The organism is Pseudoblastomonas marina (assembly GCF_014641655.1).
In the GTDB taxonomy this organism is placed as follows: Bacteria; Pseudomonadota; Alphaproteobacteria; order Sphingomonadales; family Sphingomonadaceae; genus Alteriqipengyuania_A; species Alteriqipengyuania_A marina.
On the sequence record NZ_BMID01000001.1, the window covers coordinates 575,329 to 598,590 of the forward strand.

Consider the following 23,262-nt stretch of genomic DNA (forward strand, 5'->3'; position numbering starts at 1 on the left):
TATCTGAATCTCCGACCCACTTCTGAAAGCAAAGACGATGAGGAGATTCGCACTTTTGGCCCCGCTGTTTCTGACAGCGGCCTGTTCCACCTTTCCCGCGGCGCAGATGCGCCTGCCCGGAAACCTTGCCGCCGAGGCCGAGCGCCAGCCGTTCATGGAGATGAGCGGATGGCGAAGCGGTACCTTCGCCGTCGGCGAGTATCGCGGCAGTTATCGTCGCCAGCTCGACCGGTTGTCGATTGCCGGCCTGTTCAAGAGCTCCAAGGGGCAGGCCGATTTCGAGATCGAGGGCCCCGGAATTTCGAGCACGATCGAGGCCGAATGCGATGTACGCGAGCGAGCGCTCACGCTCGGTGATACCGAGTTCAAGCCCGGGCGTATGGCGCTGCGGTGCGATTTCTACGCCGAGGGTGAGCCGATTCCCGCTCGGTTCGAACTGCAGGAATCGCGCAAGTTCGGGGCCGATATCCTGACCCGCAACGCCCGGCGCGGCGAGATCGGCCTCGCAGGCCAGATCGTGCAGTTCCGCTCGGTGCATGAGGTCGAGGGCGGTGCGCTGCCGGTCGAAGACCCCATCGGCTACGTGTTCGAGCAGGACGGCAGGGCGATTGGTGCGCTCGAGCTCAATGGCCGTCCGGTGCTGATCGTGCCCTACGGCACCGACCTCGATCGCCGCCGCGCGATGACGGTCGCAGCAACCGCGCTGGCGACCTTCTGGGATCCCGCCGTGGTCGAATGAACTGGTGGAGGGGCGGCAGCAATGTCGCCCCTTCCTCGCAAACCGATGACTCCGGGAACCCATCAACCGGCATAGGCGAACCAGACGATTGCGAGCACCAGCGCGTTGTGCACGCCATGCGCGAGAATCGGCGCGGTGAGCCTGCCGGTGCGGACGAACAGCACCGTGTAGATCAGCGTTGGAATAAAGATCACGATCCAGTCGAATCCGTCGCGCGGGAGATGGCCGACCATGAACGCGACGATCGAGAAGGACGCCGCGACGTAGAGACCGACGCGGCGATCGGCGAAGGCAGTCCGCAGGACGTTGATCGTGAATCCGCGGTTGAAGATTTCCTCTGTCACGCCGCCGCCCAGCACGCCGAGCACGAGGTAACCCAACATGGCCTCGGGCCTGCCGCCGATCTGGGCGATGATCTCGGCGATGTGCGGATGCTCCGCACCGCCTTGCGAAGGATAGACCAGCAGCATCTCGACGAGTGCCCAGGCCCCGCCCAGTGCGGCGCCGAGCAAGGCGTCGCGCTTCCAGTGCGACCAGTCCCAGCCGATTTCGCGAAACCCGGTGCCGAGCAGGCGCAGCGCGCCCCAGACGAGAGCTGTCACCGTCACCAGCTGGAACAGTCCGATCCACGCCATGTTCTCGCCGGTCAGTCCGCTATTCGGCTTGAAGATGCCAAAATAGAGGTTGGGCGCGATGAACAGCGCATAGCCGAGCACGATCGTGGCGAAATAGATTGCCAGCGTGCGCCCGCGCCCGGATTGGATCGACATGGAAAGGTCTCCTGCAACATGAGTGTTGCAGTCGCTTAACACACCTAGTCTTTATCGATCAACGATAATATTGAAATTCGATAAGTGAGCCTCGCGCGCCGGGTCCTAGACCGCCGCGTCGCGCCTGACCGTGATCACCTGCGGATAGGTGAATTCGAGCAGGCCTTCCTTGCCGTATTCGGCGCCGAAGCCCGATTGCTTGTGTCCGCCGAACGGGGAGAAAGGCGAAAGCTGCATGAACTCGTTGACCCACACGGTGCCGGTCTCGAGCTGTTCGGCGATCGCCACGCCCTTGTCGGCGTCCTTCGTCCAGACCGCGCCGGCGAGGCCGTATTCGCTGGCATTGGCCCGCGCGATCGCCTCGTCCTCGGTCGCAAACTTCATCAGTGGCATCACCGGGCCGAATTGTTCTTCGGCGACGATCCGCGCGTCCTCGGGTGGATTGTCGAGGATCGTGATCGGGACATAGTAGCCCGAGCCGGTCGGGTCGCCTTCCTCGCCACCGACGAGGAACTTGTAGCCATTGTCCTTCGCATCCTGGATCAGCTCGAGCACGCGCTCATACTGCTTCTTGTTCTGGATCGGCCCCACGGCGGTGCCCTGCTGCGCGCCGTCGCCGACCTTCACCGTCTTCGCGAAGTCGGCGATCGCCTGCGACAGGGCGTCGTAGATATCCTCGTGGATATAGACCCGCTTGGCGGCGATGCAGACTTGGCCCGCATTCATGAAGCTCGACCAGAACAGCTGTTCGGCGACCTTCTCGACATCGACGTCGGGCAGAACGATCGAGGCGTCGTTGCCGCCGAGTTCGAGCGTGATGCGCTTCAAATCCTTCGACGCGCCTTCCATGATCTTCTTCCCCGTCGCGGTCGAGCCGGTGAAGGTGATCTTGTCGATATCGGGGTGCTCGGTGATCAGCGGGCCGAGCTCGTCGTGCCCGGTGATGATGTTGACCGTTCCCGCGGGAACAACGTCCTTGATCAGCTCTGCCAGCCGCAGCGTGGCGAGCGGGGTGAAGGGCGAGGGCTTCAGCACGATGGTGCAGCCCGAAAGCAGCGCCGGGACGATCTTCTGCACCGCCATGCTGACCGGGAAGTTCCACGGCACGATCCCGCCGACCACACCCACCGGTACGCGGCGGGTGCGCGACAGGCGCTTGTCCGAATCTTCGGTCACCTCCTCGTCGAGCGAGAGCGTGCTCTGGGCCTTGGCCATGCCCGCCGCGCCGAGGAGTTCGCCCTTGGCCTGGTGGTGCGGCTTGCCCTGTTCGCTGGTGAGCAGGCGCTTCAGCTCGTCGAGATTGTCCTTGATCGTCTCCGAGATCTTGAGGACCACTTCGCGGCGTTCCTCCATCGACGTCTTGCGCCACGAATTGAACGCCTTGCGCGCGGCGGCGACCGCGCGGTCGAGCTCTTCCTTGCCGCAGGCGGGCACGCGACCGATCACCTCTTCGGTCGCCGGGTTGACCACGTCGACCCAGCTTTCGGTGGTAATCATCTCGCCATCGACGAGGTTCGCATAATCGGTCGGCATCGCTCATTCTCCTGTCGGCTTTGCGCGCCTGATAGCGGAGCGACGGGGGGCGAGTCACGGCCCGATTTAATCGCGCGCTTAAGCCGACGCTCGTCCGCGTCGCCGCGTCGCTCATGGAGTGCGCCTTGCGGGATCAGCGATGTCGCCGCACACTTGCGGACGAGGAAGGGAGATGGATCATGGACTTCGATCGTCGACGGGTATTGCAGGGCGGGGCCGCCGCCGGACTTGCATTCGCGGCACTGGGTGGGGGCAACCTCGCCCGGGCGCGCAGCGCCAATGACGGGCTGCCGCTGGTCCCTGATCCGGAGCGGCGGCTCGACCTGCCCGAGGGCTTTTCCTATCGCCTGCTGACCGAGACGGGCAAGCCGATGACCGACGGGTTCACCACCCCCGGACGGCCCGACGGGATGGCCTGTTTCGCGCATCCGACCGAGGCCGGGAAGCTGGTCTTGGTCCGCAATCACGAGATTTTTGCCAGCATCGATCACGGCCGCCCGTGGGGCGAGGGCGATGCGCTGATCGGACAACTCGACGCGAGCAAGGTCTACGACCCGCGAGGCGGGCCGCTGCCGTTCCATGGCGGAACCACCAATCTCGTGCTCGACGCGGCGAGCGGTGCGGTCGAACGCGATTACCTCTCGCTGATCGGCACGGTCGGCAATTGCGCGGGCGGGGCGACCCCGTGGGGTAGCTGGCTGACCTGCGAGGAACAGATGCTCAAACCGGGCGAGGAGCGCGCCGAGAAGCTCCACGGCTTCGTCTACGAGGTGCCCGCCGATGCGAACGGTCTGGTCGATCCGGTGCCGCTGACGGCGATGGGTCGCTTCGCCCACGAAGCCGCTTCGGTCGATCCCGATACCGGGATCGTCTACCTGACCGAGGACAGCCATACCGGGCTGTTCTACCGCTTTATCCCGAACGTGCGCGGCAAGCTGCACGCGGGCGGGAAACTACAGGCGCTCGCGATCGTCGATTGGGACAGCGCGGACACCCGCAACTGGCCGCTCGACTGGAGTCTCGACACCGCGCGCAAGGTGCCGGTGGGAACACGCATGGCGGTTCGCTGGATCGACATGGACGACGTCGAATCGCCCGCAGCCGACCTCGCCGCGCGCGGCTTCGCGGCGGGCGCGGCGCTGTTCTCGCGCGGGGAAGGGCTCGCCTACGGGCGCCACGCAAACGGTGCGGCCGAGCATTATTTCAACTGCACGCAGGGCGGCTATTTCGGTACCGGACAGGTCTGGAGCTACGCCCCAGGCCGCGGCGAGGGCACGGCCGACGAGCAGTCCGGCACGCTCACATTGGTCTATGAAAGTCCTGGGCCCGATACGCTCGACCTGTGCGACAACCTCGCGGTTGCGCCTTGGGGCGATCTGATCCTGTGCGAGGACGGGCGCGGCGACAATTATCTGCGCGCGCTGACGCCGGGCGGCACGATCTACGACCTCGCGCGCAACGCGCATGAGGGCAAGGCCGAGTTCTGCGGCGCCTGCTTCTCGCCCGACGGCGCGACGCTGTTCGTCAACGTGCAGGAGCCGGGTTTCACCTACGCCATCTCCGGCCCGTGGGAGCAGCTGCGCGGAGGCTGACGATTACGGCAGGCAAAAAAAGAGGCAGGGAGATGGAGGACTCCCTGCCTCTTCGATGAACGCGCCCAAAGGGACTGGAAGCGCGTTTTCAGGTTGGCCGGTCGCGCTGGATTGCGCGACCGGATCGTCTCGCGAACTAGAATGCGATCCGAGCGCCGGCGTAGAAGTACCGACCCGTGATCGGGTAGATACCGCTGCCTGCACCGCGTCCGTCGAGCGGCAGGAACGGCATCTGGTCGAGCACGTTGTCCACGCCGGCATAGAAGCGGAAGTCGGTGCCTTCGGGTTCGAAGCCGAAGCGCAGGTTGTGGTACAGCACTTCCGGATACTTCGCGAACGGGGTCGCATCCGGGTTGGTCGGCCCACGGCCCTGGTGGGTAAACTGGGTTTCCCACGAATTGACCGCCATGGCGCTAAGGAAGCGGGCGTTGTAGCTCAAGTCGAATTCACCGAAATCGATGTTGGTGAATGCGCTGACCGCGAATTCCGGCAGACCAAGCACACCGTGCTGGCGGGTCGACTGCTCGGGAGCAGCGATGAACGTGAAGTCCGTCCGCTCCAGATTGCGCGTCGCCAGAAGGCGGGTGTTCAGCCGCACGCCATCGGCGATGTTGCCGATGTAGGCCAGTTCGAAGTCGATCCCGCGAGCCTTCAGCTTGGCGTAGTTGAAAGGCTGATCGATGAACGACGGGCCGAGCTTCGGGATCGTGATCGGGTTCAGGCCAGCGTAGGTACGGCTGGTCTGGCCATCGAAGCTGAAGTCGGTGAGCGGATCGCTCGTCCGGCGACGGAAAACCGCCGCACAGAACGGATTGTCGAGGCTCACCGGATCGTCATAGCAGCGATTGATGACGCCTTGGGAACCGATCCCCGAGATCACGTTGCTGACCTTGATGTCGTAGTAGTCGACCGAGAACGAGAGGCCTCGCAGGAAGGTGGGCTCGAACACACCGCCGAAGGTCCAGCTGTCGCTGGTTTCGGGAAGGAGGTCGGCGTTGCCCTGGTTGAAACCGGAGATACCCGACTGCGAGGTGTTGACCCACGGACGGGTCTCGCCGTTGACCACGATCGTCGTCGGGATCCCCGCTTCCGCACAGCGTGCCGCGCGATTGGGGTTGCCGCTGTCGATGATCGCCTGCTGCGAGCACGGATCGACCAGGCCGTTGAGGAAGGTTTCCGACTGGGTCGAGAACAGGTCGCCGATATTCGGGGCCCGAACCGCGCGAGCATAGCTGGCCCGCAGACGCAGACCGGGGGTCGGCGAGTAGATCAGGCCGGCGTTGTACGCGTAGACCGGATCTTCGGCGGTGCTGTAATCCGAGACACGCGCAGCGCCTTCGATCGTCAGTTCATTGACGAACGGGACGTCGGCGAGAAGCGGAAGGTACAGCTCTCCGAACAGCTCCTTGATCTCCTGCGCGGGCGGATCGAAAGCCCCGATCGCGTTGAGGAAGCTCTGGCCGCTGCGGGTGAATTCATCGAACCCCGAGAACGCGTCTTCACGACGGTATTCGGCACCGAACGCAAAGCCGACCGGGCCACCGGGAAGGTTGAGGAAGGCCTCGGTATTGCCCGAGATGAACGCCGTGGCGTTATACTGTTCGGCCCACTGCTCACGGCTCGACGTCGCCAGCACGTAGTCCTTCGCAGCCTGCGATGCGGTGCCGAAACCGAACACGTTGAGCGCGACGCAGTTGGGATCGTCGTTGGTGGTGCTCGTATCGGCATTCACACGGCAGACGATGTCTCCGTTGGCCAGGCGAACGGCGTCGATCGCCCGGTTGTAATTCCCGATATTCACGTTGCCGCCGGTTTCGTAGTAGGTCTCGGTGCGGCCGTAGTTGAGCGCGACTTCATAGCGCAGGTCGCCGGTATCGCTCAGCTGGCCACCGACACCTGCGACGATGCGGTAGGTTTCACGCTGGTGGTCTTCCGAACGCGTCCCGAGGTCGTAATTGAAGCGCGACGACTGGAACGTCTGCGAACCGTTGAGCACGGCCGCGGAGTTCGGATCGAGCCCGTTGATCGCGATGATCTGCTGGCGCGCCTTGGGCGTCAGGAAGGCGTTGTCGAGACGGAAGGTGTTGCTGAGGGTGCCGCCGGTCGCAAAGGTCGGCTGGGTCGAGGTCTGCTGAGAGTCGATCCGGACGTACTTCGCTTCGAGGAAGGGCTGGAATGCCGCGCTGAAATCGCCGCTGAGCAGGAAGTTGAAAGCATAGCGATCAAGTTCCGGACGCAGCTGCGCCTCTTCGAGCCCGGTCGAACCCAGGCCGCCGATGACCCCGCCACCGAGGGGACGAAGATCCGCGGTCGGGACGCTGCGAACGAGCTCGGTGCCCGCATCGTTGAACGACCAGTAGTGCTGCAAGGCGCCGCCCGTGGGGCTGAAGCTGGTCGGCACCCGGCGACCCGAGGAATCGAGCGCGGTCGCCGCACAGGAGTTGATCAGGCGGTTGTCGTGACGCGCGCGCGCGGCGGGGCTCAATGCATCGTACTGGGCATTGGTGAGGAAGGTACAGGTCGTCTGCAGCATCCCGTTGCCGTTGAGCTGCACGAAGCGCAGGCCGTCGACCAGCGTCGTGTTGGGCACGCCGTTGTTGTTGCGGTCGGGCGTCGCCGTGGTGGTACGGGTCAGCGGGTTGTAGGTCGAAACCGGCTCGGTCGTGGTGAAGTTCGGGAAGCCGGTAAGCGCACCGGTGAAGTCGTCGCGCTGGCTCATCAGCAACTGATCGGAGTGATCGTATTCCGCGGCGAAGGCCACGTTGATCCTGTTTTCGAACAGGTTCTTGCCGATGGTGAAGCTGCCCGAGTAGGTGGCGGCATCGCCCTCGTCGGAAATGCCGCTCTGGCCGCGCAGACGAATGCCGTCGAAATCACGCCGCAGCTTGAAGTTGACGACCCCCGCGATGGCGTCCGAACCGTAAACGGCCGAGTTGCCGCCGGTCACGACGTCCACGCTTTCGAGCAGTTCGTTGGGAATGGTGTTGGTATCGACGTCGTAGGTGCCCGGCGACGACGTCACGTGACGGCGGCCATTGACCAGCACCAGCGTGCGGCTGGTGCCCAGATTGCGGAGGTCGAGCCGGTTGATGCCCGCCGTACCGATGAAGCGGGTCGAGTTGGCCTGGGTGAAGGTCGAACCCAGCGCCGGCAGTTCGGCCAGCGCATCACCGACATTGGGCGTGCCGCGTTCGGTGAGATCCTGACCGGTCACGGTCGCGATCGGGTTGGTCGATTCGAGGTTGGGACGCGCGATGCGCGAACCGGTGATGACGACGGTGTTGCCGGTGGCTTCGGTGCCATCGGCATTGGTCACCTCGGGGCAATCCGCGTCGATCTCGGGGTCGCACGCGTCTTCGGCGTCCTGCGCGAGCGCGGGCGTCGCGACGGCGAACGACGAAAGGGCGGCGAATGTAAGACAGGCAGCACTGGTGGTCGCGCGAAGCGCGCTTTTGGAAATGAAATTCATGGTCTCTAAATCCCAAAAGGCAGCCGGACTAAGCGCCAGACTACCTGATCCCTATTTGCCGTATTGCGGACTTGGGATTTGTGCCCCGCCTCCCGGCAACATCATTTATGACGGGACTCGCATTCAGCGGCAATCGCTTTCTATCGCGAAATTTCTAAATGTTGAAAGATGTAGAAATTAAGACACAGTTTTCGCGTATTTATATTCTTCGATAACACCAATCTTCATTTGAATATTACTTTGGGTAACATCGCGAGGCTCCCGAACGTTATGATCGGATAGTGGCGTGCGCCGATGGACCCAAATGGCTTCGGCAGCGTTGGTCGCAGGAGGCGAACAACCGGGAGTGGAATCATGTGCAATGAAAAGCAGGTCGAGAACTGGGCGAAGGCGATGGTATCGCGGCGGCAGTTCGGACTCGCAGCCGGCGCGAGCGCGGCTGTCGGCTCGCTCGCCGGCTGCACCACGATGGGCGGAACCGGCGCGTTGACCGAGAGTATGGTGTCGATCCCGACCGGGGCCGGGATGATGGACGCCTTCTTCGTCCGCCCCGTCGGGACCGATAGCCCCGCGGTCCTGTTCTGGCCCGACATCGCCGGAATCCGCGAAAGCAAGCGCCAGATGGCGCGGCGTCTGGCGGGCGAAGGTTATGCGGTGCTCGTCGCCAATCCCTATTATCGCGACGTCACCGCGAACCAGTTTGCCGATTTTGCGAGTTTCGCCGCCGATGGCGGGTTCCAGAAGGTCCGGCCGTGGCGGCAGAAACTCGATGCCGAGGCTATCATGGCGGACGCGCGCGCGGTGATCGCGTGGCTCGACCGGCAGGATGGCGTCGATTCCTCCGCCGGGGTCGGCACGCAGGGCTACTGCATGGGCGGTCCGTTCGCCGTGTGGACCGCAGCGGCGGTTCCATCGCGCGTGCGTGCGGCAGCGAGCTTCCACGGCGGCGGCCTGGTGCGCGAAGGCGATCCGATGAGCCCCCACAACACTTTCGACGATGCGCAGGCGAGCTACCTGATAGCGATCGCGCAGGACGATGCCGAGGAAGCGCCCGACGAGGAGCGCATCATCGCCAATGCGGCGCAGGCTGCCGGACGCCCGGCTGAAGTCGACGTCTATGCCGGCGATCACGGCTGGACCGTGCCCGACAGCCCGAGCTACGCCCGCGAAGCCGCCGAACGCGCCTACGCCGACCTGATCTCGCTCTACGCGGGCGCGCTGTAGCTTTTTCCTACTCGCGGGTGATCGAATAGAAGGGGCGGATGACCAGGAGTCTCCGTCCCTTTGCCGTGCCCGCCCGGAAGGTCACATTCCTCCGCCCCGATTGCGCGCCAAGGATCTGGAAAAACGCCATATTCGCGCGCGCGCCCGTTTTGCAAAACCCCGGGATCGGTGGTCCACGCCTGTCGCTTCCGCTTGCCCCCGCCTGCCCGGGTGCTAACATCGCCTCCTGCAATGGGAGGTTGAAATGCAATTCGTGCTTGGTCTGATCTTGGTGCTGGTCGCCGCGTTCCTTTTCATGGGCGTGCGCGTGGTGAAACAGGGCTATGTCTATACGATCGAACGGCTGGGCAAGTACACGCTCCCCGCCGAACCGGGTCTGCACCTGATCATCCCGTTCATCGATCGCGTCGGTCACAAGATCAACATGATGGAGCAGGTGCTCGACATCCCGGGGCAGGAGATCATCACCAAGGACAACGCGATGGTCGGGGTCGACGCGGTGGTGTTCTTCCAGGTGCTCGACGCGGGCAAGGCGGCTTACGAGGTTTCAGGCCTGCACAATGCGATCCTTGCGTTGACGACCACGAACCTGCGCACCGTGATGGGCTCGATGGATCTCGACGAGACGCTGTCGAAACGCGACGATATCAACGCGCGCCTGCTTTCGGTGGTCGATCACGCGACCTCGCCCTGGGGGATCAAGATCACCCGCGTCGAGATCAAGGATATCCGCCCGCCCTTGGACATTTCCGAGGCGATGGCGCGGCAGATGAAGGCCGAGCGCCTCAAGCGCGCCGAGATACTCGAGGCCGAGGGCGACCGCCAGAGCCGCATCCTGCGCGCCGAGGGCGAGAAGCAGAGCGCGATCCTCCAGGCCGAGGGCAAGAAGGAATCGGCCTTCCGCAACGCCGAGGCGCGCGAACGCGAGGCCGAGGCCGAGGCCGCCGCGACCCGCGCCGTTTCCGAAGCCATCGCCGAAAGCGGGGTGCAGGCGATCAATTACTTCGTGGCGCAGGAATACACCAAGGCGATCGGCAAGTTCGCGACCAGTCCCAATGCCAAGACCATCCTGTTCCCGGTCGAAGCGACCAATCTCATCGGCACGCTCGGCGGGATCGGCGAGCTGGCGCGCGAGGCGCTGGGCGAGCACAAGGACGGCGACGTCACGACGCCGATCCCCGAAAGCAAGCCGCGCAGCCGCGTCACGGTTCCGCATAGCCGGAACGCCTGATGCTCGAAGGGATCGAACCGCACTGGATCTGGCTCGCGGTCGGCATCGCGCTGGTCACCGCCGAGATGGTGGTGCCCGGCGTCTACCTTATCTGGCTCGGGATGGCGGCGATCCTGACCGCGGGGCTGGCCTTCGCCGCGCCGGTGGGGATCGAGATCCAGGTCGTGACCTTCGCGATCCTTTCGATCCTCGGCGCCTTCGCCGGGCGCAACTGGCTCCGCGACAACCCGATCGTGGGCGCCGACCCGCTGATGAACCGGCGCGGCCACCGGCTCGTCGGTGAAGTCGTGCGCGTGACGCAGGCGATCGAGGACGGTAGCGGGCGGGTCCACCAGGGCGACAGCGAATGGATCGCGCGCGGGCCCGACGCCGAGGTCGGTGCGAAGATGCGGATCACCGGCTGCGACGGCGCGATCCTGCTGGTCGAACCGCTCGATGCTCCCAAGGATACCGGAACACCCGCGCTGCCCGAAGGTTGAACGCCGAAAGGAGTTCTTCGACCGATGGCCGACAAGATCGTCAAATCCGATTCCGAATGGCGCGAGGCGCTGACGCCCGAACAGTATCGCATCCTGCGCGAGAAGGGCACCGAACGCGCCTTCACCGGTAAGTACGAAGGCTTCAAGGGCGACGGCCAGTATCTCTGCGCCGGCTGCGGCCAGCCGCTGTTCGACAGCGAGGAGAAATATACGAGCGGCTCGGGCTGGCCGAGCTTCACCGAGCCCGCGGATGACGAAGCGGTCGAAACGCATCGTGACAATTCGCACGGGATGGAGCGGATCGAGGTCGTCTGCGCGCGCTGCGAGGGCCATCTCGGCCACGTCTTCCCCGACGGGCCGGGGCCGGAGGGCAACCGCTATTGCATCAATTCGGCCGCGCTCGAATTCACGCCTCGCGAGGACACCGAAGGCGCTGCGGGGGACGGTTGATCCCGGCCTTATTCATTCCATGTTCCAAATGGTCTAGGCAGGGTCCGACCGCGCAATTCGACGCGCGCAAACGAGGACTCACCTAGACCCGCATGGCACACAAGTCGCGTAGACGCCGTCACCGCAATGGCGCCAGTTCCGCCCCGGCTGCGGTGACCGGATGGAAGCTCTGGCTCAAGCGCACGCTGGTCTGGGGCCTCGGTGCCGCGCTCGTCGGCGCCTTGCTGCTCGGGATCGCGGTCGCGGTTACGATGCAGGGCCTGCCGAGCTACAGCCAGCTGCGGCAGAGCCAGCCGGGCCAGACGATCGTGGTCCGCGCGCGCGATGGATCGCAGCTCGTCTCGCTCGGCCCGTCCTACGGCGAATGGCTGCCTTACGAACGGATCCCGCAGGTCATGCGCGACGCGATGGTCTCGGTCGAGGACCGCCGCTTCGACATGCATCCGGGGGTCGATCCGATCGGCCTCGCGCGGGCGACCTGGGTGTCGCTTTCCACCGGCACGGGCATGCGCGCCACCTCGACGATCACCCAGCAGCTCGCGCGCAACATCTTCCTCAACTCCAACCGCACGATCGACCGCAAGGCGCGCGAGGCGGTGCTCGCGCTCGCGCTCGAGGCGAAGTTCTCGAAGAAGCAGATACTCGAGCTCTACCTGAACAAGGTCTATTTCGGCGGCGGCGCCTACGGTATCGACAGCGCCAGCCGACGCTTCTTCGGCCACGGCGCCGATACGCTGAGCCTTGAAGAGGCGGCGATCATCGCCGGGCTGGTCAAGGCGCCGTCACGCTATTCCCCCACCGCCGACGCCGATGCGGCGGTCGCCCGCGCCAGCGTGGTGCTCGATACGATGGCGCGCAACGGCTACATCACCCCCGGCCAGGCCGGGGCGGTTGATCCCGACACGGTCGACATCCGCGAAGACCGGGGCGGCAATGCGGTGCGTTATTTCACCGACTGGGTGCTGCCCCAGCTCGACCTGCTGCTGCCCACGACGTTCGAGCCGATCGAGGTCTGGACAACGCTCGATCCTGCGCTGCAGGAGGCGGCGAGCGAGGCGATCAATGCGCATGCACCCGAGGGCGCGCAGGGCGCACTCGTCAGCATGGATCGCGACGGGGCGATCCTCGCCATGGTCGGCGGCAAGGATTACGTCGAAAGCAATTACAACCGCGCCACCCAGGCCCAGCGCCAGCCGGGCTCGGCATGGAAGCTTTTCGTATACCTGACCGCGCTCGAGGCGGGCTATACGCCCGACGATCGCGTGGTCGACGAACCGGTCACGATCGACGGCTGGAGTCCGCGCAATTCGGGCGGCGGTTTCTCGGGCGAGATCGATGTCCGAACCGCCTTCGCCTATTCGAAGAACACTGTCGCCGCGCAGCTCGGCTACGAAGTCGGCTTCACCAGCGTCGCCAGCATGGCGCGGCGGTTCGGGATCACCACGCCGATCAACACCATGCCCGCGATGGTGCTGGGCACGTCCGAAGTACGCGTGCTCGACATGACCCGCGCCTTCGCGGGGATCTCGGCGCGCGGGAAGTCGGTCGAGCCATACGGAATCCTGCGCGTGAGGACCGCGAGCGGCGAGATGCTCTACGAGCACGAGGCCAAGCGCCCGCAGCAGCTGGTGCCAGATTACGTCGCCGCGGGGATCACCGACCTGCTGCAGACCACGGTCAATATCGGCTCGGGCCGGGCGGCGAATATCGGGCGTCCGGTGGCTGGCAAGACCGGGACCACCAATTCGAACAAGGACGGCTGGTTCGTCGGCTTTTCCAGCGGCGTCACCACCGGCGTGTGGATGGGGCGCGACGATGCCCGCGCGGTCGGCGGCCTGCAGGGCGGGACCGCGCCCGCGCGCGCCTTCGCCCAGTTCATGCGCAAGGCAGTCGCCAAGCGCCCGGTCGAACAGTTCGACACAGATCTGCGCCTGCCCGAATGGCAGCTCGAACCCGACGAGGAGGATCCGTTCGGCGATCCTTCGGATTACTACTATGTCGACGAGGACGGCAATCTGATCGATCCGCGCGAGCTCGAGGACTACGATCCCGCCACGCGCCGGCCCGAAGGCATCGACGCGCCAGACGGCAATCGCCAGAGCCCGGCGCCTGCGGTCGACCCCGAATTCCTCGACCGGGCGATCAACGGGACGCGCCGCCCACCGCCGGCAGGGCAGGCCCCGCCGTCGCACCGGAGCCCGTCACCCACGCCGAGCCCGCGCACGACCTCGCGGCCCGTGACCCAGCCGACCGAATAACGCTTAGGCCAATATGAAAGGGGCGCCGCGACCGTGGTCGCAGCGCCCCTTTAGCTTATTCCTGTCAACTCCTAGCGCAGCCGCACGGCGATGAATCGCGGCGGTGCGCCGGGGCGCTGGACTTCGAGGAGGATCGAGCCGCGCCCTGCTTCCTCAAATCCCTCGAGGATCGTCTCGAGCTCCTCGACCGTGTTCACTTCCTGCTGGTTGGCGGAGAGGATCACATCGCGGCGACGCAGGCCGCGCTGGCCGGCATCGGAAGTCGGGTCGACCACGCTGATGACGAGACCGCCGGTATTGGTCGGCAGACCAAGCTGGCGCGCGATCTGTCCGGTCATCGGGACCACCGACACGCCGAGCGAGTCCTCGATCAGGCCAGCACCCTGGCGCTGCGGCGCCTGGTTGAGGCCGTCTTCTTCCTCCTCGTCCTGCTGGCCGAAGCCCTGTGCGGCCAGCTCTTCTTCGGAGGGCCGCGTACCCACCGTCACATTGACGGTCCGGCGTTCGCCGCGACGGACCAGTTCGATCGGAATGCGCTTGCCGGGCTCGATATTGGCCACGATGAAGCTGAGTGTCTGCTCGGGGGTCACTTCCTTGCCGTCGATCCTGACGATCACGTCGCCGGCCTGGATGCCGGCCTTCGCTGCCGCACCGCCGGGCTCCACGCCCTGGACGAATTCACCGCGGTTTTCTGCCACGCCGAGCGATTCTGCGAGCACGTCGTCGACCGGCGAGATGCGAACGCCGAGGTAGCCGCGCTCGATCGCCTTGCCGTCGCGCAGCCGATCGATGATCGGCTCGGCGATTTCGGCGGGGATCGCGAATCCGATGCCGACGCTACCGCCCGTAGGCGAGAAGATCGCATTGTTGATGCCGATGACGTTGCCCTGCAGGTCGAACATCGGGCCACCCGAATTGCCGCGATTGATGGCTGCATCGGTCTGGATGTAGCGGTCGTAGGCGCCGCCCTGGCCGGTATTGCGATAGACCGCCGAGATGATGCCCGAGGTCACGGTGCCCGACAGGCCGAACGGGTTGCCGATCGCGATCACCCAATCGCCCACGCGTGCGCTGCTCGAATCGCCGAATTCGACGAACGGGAAGGCTTCGGAGCGCTCGATCTTGAGCACGGCGAGGTCGGAAGCGGCATCGCGACCGATGAGCTCGGCTTCGTATTCGGTCCCGTCGACCAGCGTCACGGTGATCGATTCGAGTTCGGCGGCGCGGCTGGGCGCGACGACGTGGTTGTTGGTGACGATGTAGCCATCGGCCGAGATGAGGAAGCCCGAGCCGAGCGAGCTCGCCTGGCGGGTGGTCTGGCCATCGCCGCGGCGGCCGAACAGGTCGGCGAACGGCGTGCCTTCGAACGGGTTGTTGGAGACGCGCACGCGCTGGGTGGTCGAAATGTTGACCACCGCCGGCTGCAACGCTTCGGTCAAGTCGGCAAAGCTGCCCGGCGCACCGGCGCGCGGGGCCATCCGCGAAATGGCCGAATCGTCGTTCTGGGCAACTTGCGCACCTACCGGCTGGCCGGTCGCAAGCGTGACGGCAGCACCTCCCATCAGCAGGGCGGTGGTCACTCCATAGGCATAGCGCATGGCGGGTCTTTCCTCTTGCGTTTTCTTCGGGTCAAATGCGACCACGAATGTAGACGTTCCGCGGCTTAATCGCTATTGAACGCGAGGACACCACCGAAGTCGTCTGTCGATCCCTAACGTCGTCCGCGGAACTGACGCAGATACTCGTTGTCGGGCGACAGGATGATGCTCGATTCCGAACCGTTCTCGTCATCCTGCGCGAAGGTCGCGTCATAGCTCTGCATCGCGCGGTAGAAATCGTAGAACTCGGCGTCCTTGCCATATGCCTCGGCATAAATCCGGGCGGCTTCGGCGTCGGCCTCGGCGCGAATGATCCGGGCATCGCGCGCACCCTGCGCGCGGATCGTTAGGGCTTCGCGTTGGCGGTCGGTTTCCATCCGCTGGAAGGCGGATTCGAGCGGGGCGCCCTGCGGCAGGTCGGTGCGCTTGATCTGCACGTCGATCACCTCGGCACCGTACTGGCGCGCCTGGCGGTCGAGATTGATGCGGACATTGGCGAGCGCGGCGCCGCGTTCGGCGGTGAGCATCGCCTGGAAGGTCCGGCGACCGAGTTCCTGGCGCAGCACCGAGTTGAGGATCGGCTCGAGCGCGGCACGCACGCCGTCGGTGGTGCCGGCGCGTTCGACCATGCGGACCGGATCGACGATCCGGAAACGCGCATAGGCGTTGACGAGCAGGCGCTGCTGGTCGTTCGAAAGCACTTCCTCGTCGGTCATTTCGAGGTCGAGCAGGCGCTTTTCGACCATCCGGACCTGGTCGATGATCGGGACCTTGAAGTAGAGTCCGGCATTGGTCTCGCCATTGGGCGTGTTGACCACGCCGACCGGTTCACCGGCGCGCAGGACGACGGCCTGTTCCTCTTCGGGCACGACGAAGGCGCTGAGGAAGAACAGCACGATGGCAATGGCGAGCCCGACCAGGAGGCCGCGGCGGTTCTGGAGAATTCCGTCCATCTTACTGGCCTCCCTGCTGGGGTGCGGTGACCGTGGCGGTCGAACCCTGTTGCTGTGCGCGGCGCCGGATTTCGGGCAGCGGCAGGTAGGTCTGCACATTGCCCGGTTCGACGATCGTCTTGTCGGTCTGGCGCAACACGCGCTCCATGGTTTCGTAATAGAGACGCTGGCGTGTGACTTCGGGCGCGAGGCGATACTGTTCGTAGACCTTGTCGAATGCCTCGGCCTGGCCTTCGGCTTCGGCGAGCACCTGCTGCGCGTAACCGCGGGCCTGATTGCGGGCGGCGTCGGCATTCTGTTCCGCGACCGAGACGTCGCGGAAGGCGTCGACCACCTGGCTCGGCGGGTCGGCCTTGTCGATTTCGACACCGAGAATGTTGATGCCCGCGGCATAGCCGTCGAGCACGCGCTGCATGCGCTCGCGCACGGCGAGCTCGATTTCGGCGCGGCCCTGGCCCGAGAAGGTCTCGTCGAGCGTCTTTTCGGCGACAGAGGCGCGCATCGCGGCTTCGGCGACTTCGCTCACGGTTTCTTCGGGCTCGACGAGGCGGAACTTGAAATTGGCGAGGCTCTTCACGTTCCAGCGCACGATATAGCTGAGGTCGACGAGGTTCTGGTCGCCGGTCAGGATCAGCTTGGCCTGCTGGTCGCTCGTCGGGATGTCGATCGCGCGGACGCCGTCGACGCTGATGATGTCGACCGTCTCGATCGGCCACGGCGCGGAGATGTTGAAACCCGGTTCGAGCGTGCGGGTGTAATTGCCCAGCGTCTTGACCACGCCCTGTTCCTCGGCATCGACGACGTGGAACATCGAAGACCCGAGGCCCAGCGCCACGATCGCAACCACCGCGACCGGGAACCAGCTCTTGCCGCCGGGGCGCTGCGGCATGCGGAAATTGCCGCCGCCGCCACCGCCACCGCCGCGGCGCTTCTTCGAGAAGATGTTCTCGACATTGCCGCCGCCGCCGGCCGATGTTTCGGGCGGCAGCCAGGGATTGCGCGGCCCGCCCGACGATCCGGGCGGGGGCGTGGGATCGGGCCGCGGGCCGTTGCCGTCGCCGCTCCCCTTGTTGCCCCAGGGGCTCTTGCGCTTGCCGGCCATCCACAGGCCGCCGTTCTTTACCAACCGGGTGAATCCGTCCATGCGGCGGATATAGTCAGGCTCCCTTGCGAAAAACAGGGGGCGCATACGAAATTTCGACCGGGGTTCGACGAAAGACGGTGAACGAACAGCTATTGGAACGACTGCCCGATGACCTGCGCGCACGCGTTCAGTCCGCGCGGCTGGCCGAAGGCCGCGCGGTGCTGGTGCTCGATGCCAGCGGGCTCGACGCGGCGGCGCGCAAGGCGCTCGAGGATGAGACGCGCTCGCGCGTGGGAGCGCTCGACGATGTAAGCGAGGTTCACGTCGCGCTGACCGCGGACAAGCCGCACCGCCGGATGATCGCGATCGGATCGGGCAAGGGCGGCGTGGGCAAGTCGACGCTCGCGGCCAACCTCGCGGTCGCGCTGGCACGGCGCGGGCGCAAGGTCGGTGTGGTCGATGCCGATATCTACGGGCCCTCGCAGGCGCGGCTGCTCTCGACCGAGGGGCAGAAGCCTACCGCGAGGGACAAGCAGTTGATCCCGCTCGACACCGAAAGCGGGGTCAGGCTCCTGTCGATGGGCAACCTCGTCGAGGCCGACCGGGCGATTGCGTGGCGCGGGCCGATGGTGGCCGGCGCGCTTGGCCAGATGATCGAGGGCGATTGGGGCGATACCGACACGCTGATCGTCGACCTTCCGCCGGGCACCGGCGACGTCCAGCTCACGATGGTCCAGAAGCACAAGCCCGACGGCGCGATCATCGTTTCGACCCCGCAGGACCTCGCGCTGATGGATGCGACGCGGGCCCTGAATCTGTTTCACACCGCCGATGTCCCGATCGTGGGGCTGGTCGAGAACATGGCCGGCTATGTCTGCCCGCATTGCGGCGAGGTCTCCGATCCCTTCGGCAGCGGCGGGATGGAATCGGTCGCCGAGCAAATCAACGTGCCCTTCCTCGGCCGGATCCCGCTCGACATCGCGATCCGAACCGCAAGCGATGCCGGCAAGCCGGTGGCGGGCGGCGACGACCTGCGCGGCCGCGCCTTCGACGCGATCGCCGAAAGGCTCGAGGCATGGATGGCGAGCTGACCGACAAGCCATCGCGCAAATTCTCCGTCAGCCGTCGGCAATTGCTGGTCGGCGGCGGGATCGGTGCAGGGCTCCTGCTCGCCTGGAATTTCTGGCCGCGCGATCATGCCGCGCCGCTCGCCGGCAACGAGGGCGAGACCGGGTTCGGGGCGTGGCTGCGGATCGGCGAGGACGGGATTGTTACCGTGGCCGTGCCGCAACTCGAAATGGGGCAAGGCGTCACCACTTTGCTGCCGCAGGTCGCGGCGCTCGAACTGGGGGCCGACTGGCGGATGGTCGCGGTGGAGCCCGCCCCCACCAGCGCGGCCTATGCCAATTTCCCGCTGGCGACGCGCTGGGTCCCGATCTGGCGCCCCACGCTCGCCGCATTGGCCGGGGACGAGAGCGACATGGTCGTGCGCAATTTCGCCGAGGGCGAGCGCTTCGCCGCGACCGCCGACGGTACCACGCTCGCCGCCTACGAAACCCCGTTGCGCGAAGCCGCCGCGAGCGCGCGGGCGATGCTGTGCATGGCCGCCGCCGAGCGCTGGGACGTTTCGTGGGAAGCCTGCCGTGCCGAAGGCGGCCTCGTGCTCCACGAGGACAAGGCGCTCGGGTTCGGCGAACTCGCGGTCGAGGCGAGCGGGTTCGATCCGCCGCGCGTCCCCCCGCTGCTGCCCGTCAGCGCGGCCGATACCGGCGAGGCGCTCGAGCCCGACGCACTGCCCGCGACCCCGCGGCTCGATGCCCCCGCAAAGGTGTCTGGCTCGTACCCGTTCGCCGGCGATATCCGGCTCGACGGGATGGCCCACGCCTCGATCCGCCACGGTCCGGTGGGCGATGCCGAGCTGACCCGCTTCGATCCTGCGAAGGGGCACAATGTTCCCGGCTATCTCGGGCTTGTGAAAGCGAAGCGCTGGCTCGCCGCCTATGCGACCAACTGGTGGGCGGCCGAGCAGGTGCTGCGCAATATCGCGCCCGGCTTCGACACCCCCGAACCGGTCGAGACCGCGGCGATGGCCGAGGCGCTCGACGCCGGATTGCGGCGCGGCGAGGCGCACGAGATCGTCGCGAGCGGCGAGGGCGAGGCGGCGCTACCCGACCGCCCGACGCTGGCCCTGCGGTACGATCTCTCCCCCGCGCCACACGCGACGCTCGAAACCGCCACCGCCACCGCGCGGCTGCGAGACGGTTTGTGCGAGATCTGGGTTGCGAGCCAGGCGCCCGAACAGATGCGCCAGGCGGTCGCCGCGCAGCTCGGGCTCGCGGTCGAGGATGTGATCCACTACCCGGTCGCGGCGGGCGGCAGTTTCGATCGCCGGCTCGATCACGATCACGCGGTCGAAGCGGCGTTGATCGCGCGCGAGGCGGGACGACCGGTGCAGTTGCGGTGGTCGCGCTGGCAGGAATGCCTCGCCGGCTGGCCGCGTGCGCCGATGGCCGCGGTGCTCGCCGCGCAGACCGGCGCGGACGGGCAGATATTGGCGTGGAAGACCCGCATCGCCATGCCGGCGACCAATCGCGAACTGGGCCGCCGGGTGTTCGATCGCTTCACCCCGTGGGCGGCGATGGAGGCGGCGGAGGGCGAGGAGGACGTGCTGGCGATGGAGGGGGCAGTGCCGCCCTATGCGACTCAGAATCTCGTGGTCCAGCACGTGCCGGTGCGGATCGCGCTGCCGACCGCGCGCCAGCGCGGCAATGCGCCCGCCTATACCGCCTTCCTCACCGAAACCTTCATCGACGAGCTCGCGCGCCAGGCAAATCGCGAGCCCCTGGGTTACCGTATCCAGCAATTGGGTGGCGAGCCGCGTCTGGTCGAATGCCTCGAACGCGTGACGCGCAGCTCGGGCTGGGGCGGCGGGTTGCCGACCAGCGGGGAAGGGCTCGCCTGCCTGCGGATGGGACGCGCCGATCGCACCGGGCGGATCGCCTGCGTCGCGCGGACGCGGCAGGGCGAGCAGGGGCTCGAGATCGGCGAGGTCCACCTCGCGGTCGATATCGGGCGCATTCCCAATGCCGAAATCGCGCGCCAGCAATTGGAGGGCGGGGTCGTGTTCGCGCTCGGCCTCGCGACCGGGTCGGCGCTGACCTATGCCGGCGGCCTGCCCGATCTGGGAACGCTCGGCGCGATGCGGCTGCCGACGCTCGCGCGCCAACCGGAAATCTTGATCGAGCTGATCGAAAGCGATGCGGAACCGTTCGACCCCGGCGAGCTTTCGGTCGGCGTGACCCTTCCCGCCACCGCCAATGCGCTGTTCGCCGCCACCGGCACGCGGTTGCGCACCCTCCCGCTTTTCGCAGGTATTTCATGACCCGGCCCCCGCACGAAAAACCCGCTCACGCAGTTGCAGACCACCCGAAGGTCGCGACCGGGGGGATCGCGGTGCTGCTGACCAATCTCGGCACGCCCGATGCGCCCGACGCCAAATCGGTGAAGCGCTATCTCGGCCAGTTCCTGTCCGACCGGCGCGTGGTCGAAATCCCGCCGCTCGCCTGGCAGCCGATCCTGCGCGGGATCATCCTCAACACCCGGCCGAGGAAGAGCGCCGAGGCCTATGCCAAGGTGTGGGAAAAGGGCGGGTCGCCGCTCGACGTGATCGCCGCAGAACAGGCGCGGCTGCTCCAGCAGCGTCTGGGCGAGCACATCCGCGTCGAATACGCGATGCGCTACGGCAATCCCGACATGGGCGAGGCAATCGCGCGGCTGAAGGAGCGGGGGTACGACCGTATCCTGCTCGCGCCGCTCTATCCGCAATATTGCGCCGCGACGACCGCGACCGCGGTCGATGCGGCGGGCGAGGCGCTGGCGAAGATGCGCTGGCAGCCGGCCTTGCGAACGCTGCCGCCCTACTACGACGATTCCGCCTATATCGGTGCGCTGGCCGACGATCTCGAACGGCAGGTCGCAGCGCTAGATTTCGCGCCCGAAATGCTGCTCTTGAGCTTCCACGGCATGCCGCTGCGCACGCTCGAACGTGGCGATCCCTACCACTGTCACTGCCAGAAGACCGCGCGGCTGCTGTGGGACGAGCTCGGTCCGCGGCTCAGGGGTATGGAAATGCGGGTCTGCTTCCAGTCGCGCTTCGGCCCGGCCAAGTGGCTGGCCCCGGCAACCGACGAGACGATCGAGCGTGTCGCGAAGGCGGGCACGCGGCGGCTGGTGATCGCGGCGCCGGGTTTCTCGGCCGATTGCCTCGAAACGCGCGAGGAACTGGCGATCCAGGGCCGCGAGCAGTTCGAGGCCGCAGGCGGCGAGCAATTCGCCGCGCTCGATTGCCTCAATGCGTCCGAGGCCGGGATCGACATGCTCGAGGCGCTCGTGCGGCGCGAATTGTCGGGCTGGATTTAAGCGACTGGATTTAGTCGGGCGGTTAACTTACACAGAGGTAAGTAAGGAGTTTGCCCATGGCCACGCTTGCCCAGCACCAGCCCGCCGCCGCCCGTCCGCAGCATTGGACGCAGGGCAATCCCTCGCTCGAGGACCTGTCCCACATCCCCGGAGACGACGGCCTGCCGATCGTCGGCAATACTTTCCGCATGCTCGCCGATCCGCCCGCCTTCATCCGCAAGATGGTCGCGACGCACGGGCGGGTCTATCGCAATCGCGCCTTCGGCGGGCGCGTGGTCAGCCTGATCGGCGCCGATGCCAACGAGCTGGTGCTGTTCGATCGCAACAAGATATTCTCGAGCGAGCAGGGCTGGGGACCGATCCTCGACAAGCTGTTCCCGCGCGGCTTGATGCTGATGGATTTCGACCATCACCGGGTCGATCGCCGCGCGCTGTCGATCGCGTTCAAGCCGGGGCCGATGCGGCACTATACCGGTGCGCTCAATCGCGGCATTTCCGAAAGGGTCGAGCAGTGGAACAACGCCACGGTCGAATCCTACCCCGCGATCAAGCAGCTGACGCTCGACCTCGCGGCGGACAGCTTCATCGGCATCCCGTGGGGCCCCGAGGCCGACGAGATCAACCGCGCCTTCGTCGACATGGTGCAGGCCTCGGTCGCGCCGGTGCGCCAGCCGCTGCCGTTCACCCAGATGCGGCGCGGGGTGAAAGGGCGAAGCTACCTGATCGACTTCTTCACCAAGGAAACCGCGCGGCGGCGGGCCGAAGGCGGCGGGCAGGACATGTTCAGCCAGTTCGCCAACGCCACGCGCGACGATGGCGAGCTGCTGCCTGTCGACGAGGTCGTCGATCACATGAACTTTTTGATGATGGCGGCGCACGACACGATCACCTCGTCGGCGACCTCGCTGATCTGGCTGCTCGCGAAGAACCCCGGCTGGCAGGACACGCTGCGCGACGAGGTGATTTCGGTCACCGGCGGGCCCGATGGGCAGGGGCGCGCGCGCGACGTGAAATACGACGAGCTCGGGCAGCTCGACATGGTCGAAATGGCGTTCAAGGAGGCTCTGCGGGTGGTCCCGCCGGTGCCTTCGATCCCGCGCCGCGCGCTCGAGAGCTTCGAATTCGGCGGCTATGAGATTCCGGCCGGGACCCCGGTCGGCGTCAGCCCGCATTTCGTACACCACGACGAGAAATACTGGGACGAACCCGAAAAGTTCGATCCGCTCCGCTTCATGCCCGACAAGGTCAAGGCGCGGCACAAATACGCCTGGGTCCCGTTCGGCGGCGGCGCGCATATGTGCCTCGGCCTGCACTTCGCCTACATGCAGGTGAAGGTGCTGATGGCGCAGATCCTCCAGCGCTACCGGATCGAGATCGACGAGGGCGTGGGCGAGGACTGGCAGGCCTGGCCGATTCCCAAGCCGCGCGACGGCCTGCCGGTGACGTTCAAGCCGCTCTGACTA

At 66.0% G+C, this 23,262-nt stretch carries 17 protein-coding genes; 11 read left to right on the plus strand and 6 right to left on the minus strand.

What is annotated here, in order from left to right:
- The first annotated feature begins 37 nt into the window (after positions 1–37).
- The gene (locus IEW49_RS02765) at positions 38–739 is read left to right on the plus strand and encodes a VV20781 family protein (RefSeq protein WP_506344881.1); all 702 of its coding nucleotides are present in this window, start codon (positions 38–40) and stop codon (positions 737–739) included.
- Between the two features lie 62 nt (positions 740–801).
- Here the strand turns inward: IEW49_RS02765 and IEW49_RS02770 are convergent, their stop codons facing one another.
- Together IEW49_RS02770 and IEW49_RS02775 are read right to left on the minus strand one after the other, a co-directional pair.
- Complete coding sequence (locus IEW49_RS02770; protein ID WP_188641247.1) at positions 802–1,509, minus strand: CPBP family intramembrane glutamic endopeptidase; 708 nt, start codon at positions 1,507–1,509, stop codon at positions 802–804.
- Between the two features lie 105 nt (positions 1,510–1,614).
- A complete protein-coding gene (locus IEW49_RS02775) occupies positions 1,615–3,042 on the minus strand; it encodes an aldehyde dehydrogenase family protein (RefSeq protein ID WP_188641248.1) in 1,428 nt (475 codons plus the stop codon).
- A 179-nt stretch (positions 3,043–3,221) separates the two neighbouring features.
- On the opposite strand from IEW49_RS02775, the gene IEW49_RS02780 reads away from it, so the two are divergent.
- Positions 3,222–4,634, plus strand: coding sequence for an alkaline phosphatase PhoX (locus IEW49_RS02780; protein WP_188641249.1), 1,413 nt, complete (start codon positions 3,222–3,224; stop codon positions 4,632–4,634).
- Positions 4,635–4,770: 136 nt separating this feature from the next.
- Here IEW49_RS02780 and IEW49_RS02785 read toward each other — a convergent pair whose 3' ends face one another.
- Positions 4,771–8,103 carry a TonB-dependent receptor domain-containing protein gene (locus tag IEW49_RS02785; protein WP_188641250.1) on the minus strand — a complete coding sequence of 1,111 codons (3,333 nt, stop codon included), beginning with the start codon at positions 8,101–8,103 and terminating at the stop codon, positions 4,771–4,773.
- 354 nt (positions 8,104–8,457) lie between these two features.
- Here IEW49_RS02785 and IEW49_RS02790 point away from each other — a divergent pair, with 354 nt between their 5' ends.
- The 5 genes from IEW49_RS02790 to IEW49_RS02810 all read left to right on the plus strand — a co-directional run bounded on the left by IEW49_RS02790 (position 8,458) and on the right by IEW49_RS02810 (position 13,745).
- On the plus strand, positions 8,458–9,327 hold the full coding sequence (locus tag IEW49_RS02790; RefSeq protein ID WP_188641251.1) for a dienelactone hydrolase family protein: 870 nt from the start codon (positions 8,458–8,460) through the stop codon (positions 9,325–9,327).
- 244 nt (positions 9,328–9,571) lie between these two features.
- Positions 9,572–10,558, plus strand: a complete 987-nt coding sequence (locus tag IEW49_RS02795) for an SPFH domain-containing protein (protein ID WP_188641252.1) — start codon at positions 9,572–9,574, stop codon at positions 10,556–10,558.
- A complete protein-coding gene (locus tag IEW49_RS02800) occupies positions 10,558–11,037 on the plus strand; it encodes an NfeD family protein (protein WP_188641253.1) in 480 nt (159 codons plus the stop codon). Before IEW49_RS02795 ends, IEW49_RS02800 begins: the two co-directional genes overlap by 1 nt.
- Before the next feature lie 24 nt (positions 11,038–11,061).
- Positions 11,062–11,487 (plus strand): peptide-methionine (R)-S-oxide reductase MsrB, encoded by a 426-nt coding sequence (gene msrB / locus IEW49_RS02805; protein ID WP_188641254.1) that lies wholly within the window; start codon positions 11,062–11,064, stop codon positions 11,485–11,487.
- A gap of 92 nt (positions 11,488–11,579) precedes the next feature.
- Entirely contained in the window at positions 11,580–13,745 is a 2,166-nt protein-coding gene (locus IEW49_RS02810; RefSeq protein WP_188641255.1) for a transglycosylase domain-containing protein, read from the plus strand.
- 71 nt (positions 13,746–13,816) lie between these two features.
- On the opposite strand, the gene IEW49_RS02815 is transcribed toward IEW49_RS02810, so the two are convergent.
- From IEW49_RS02815 to hflK, 3 genes are all read right to left on the minus strand, one after another.
- On the minus strand, positions 13,817–15,343 hold the full coding sequence (locus IEW49_RS02815; protein WP_188641256.1) for a Do family serine endopeptidase: 1,527 nt from the start codon (positions 15,341–15,343) through the stop codon (positions 13,817–13,819).
- 113 nt (positions 15,344–15,456) lie between these two features.
- Positions 15,457–16,296 (minus strand): protease modulator HflC, encoded by an 840-nt coding sequence (gene hflC, locus IEW49_RS02820; RefSeq protein WP_188641257.1) that lies wholly within the window; start codon positions 16,294–16,296, stop codon positions 15,457–15,459.
- Position 16,297: 1 nt separating this feature from the next.
- Positions 16,298–17,440, minus strand: a complete 1,143-nt coding sequence (hflK, locus tag IEW49_RS02825; protein ID WP_229658054.1) for a protease modulator HflK — start codon at positions 17,438–17,440, stop codon at positions 16,298–16,300.
- A gap of 77 nt (positions 17,441–17,517) precedes the next feature.
- On the opposite strand from hflK, the gene IEW49_RS02830 reads away from it, so the two are divergent.
- Genes IEW49_RS02830 through IEW49_RS02845 form a run of 4 tightly spaced genes read left to right on the plus strand, consistent with a single transcriptional unit; the run spans position 17,518 to position 23,259 of the window.
- Complete coding sequence (locus tag IEW49_RS02830) at positions 17,518–18,471, plus strand: Mrp/NBP35 family ATP-binding protein (protein WP_188641258.1); 954 nt, start codon at positions 17,518–17,520, stop codon at positions 18,469–18,471.
- Complete coding sequence (locus IEW49_RS02835; RefSeq protein ID WP_188641259.1) at positions 18,456–20,762, plus strand: molybdopterin cofactor-binding domain-containing protein; 2,307 nt, start codon at positions 18,456–18,458, stop codon at positions 20,760–20,762. Before IEW49_RS02830 ends, IEW49_RS02835 begins: the two co-directional genes overlap by 16 nt.
- Positions 20,759–21,799 (plus strand): ferrochelatase, encoded by a 1,041-nt coding sequence (gene hemH / locus IEW49_RS02840; protein ID WP_188641260.1) that lies wholly within the window; start codon positions 20,759–20,761, stop codon positions 21,797–21,799. Before IEW49_RS02835 ends, hemH begins: the two co-directional genes overlap by 4 nt.
- A gap of 56 nt (positions 21,800–21,855) precedes the next feature.
- A complete protein-coding gene (locus tag IEW49_RS02845) occupies positions 21,856–23,259 on the plus strand; it encodes a cytochrome P450 (protein ID WP_188641261.1) in 1,404 nt (467 codons plus the stop codon).
- The last annotated feature ends 3 nt before the right edge of the window (positions 23,260–23,262 follow it).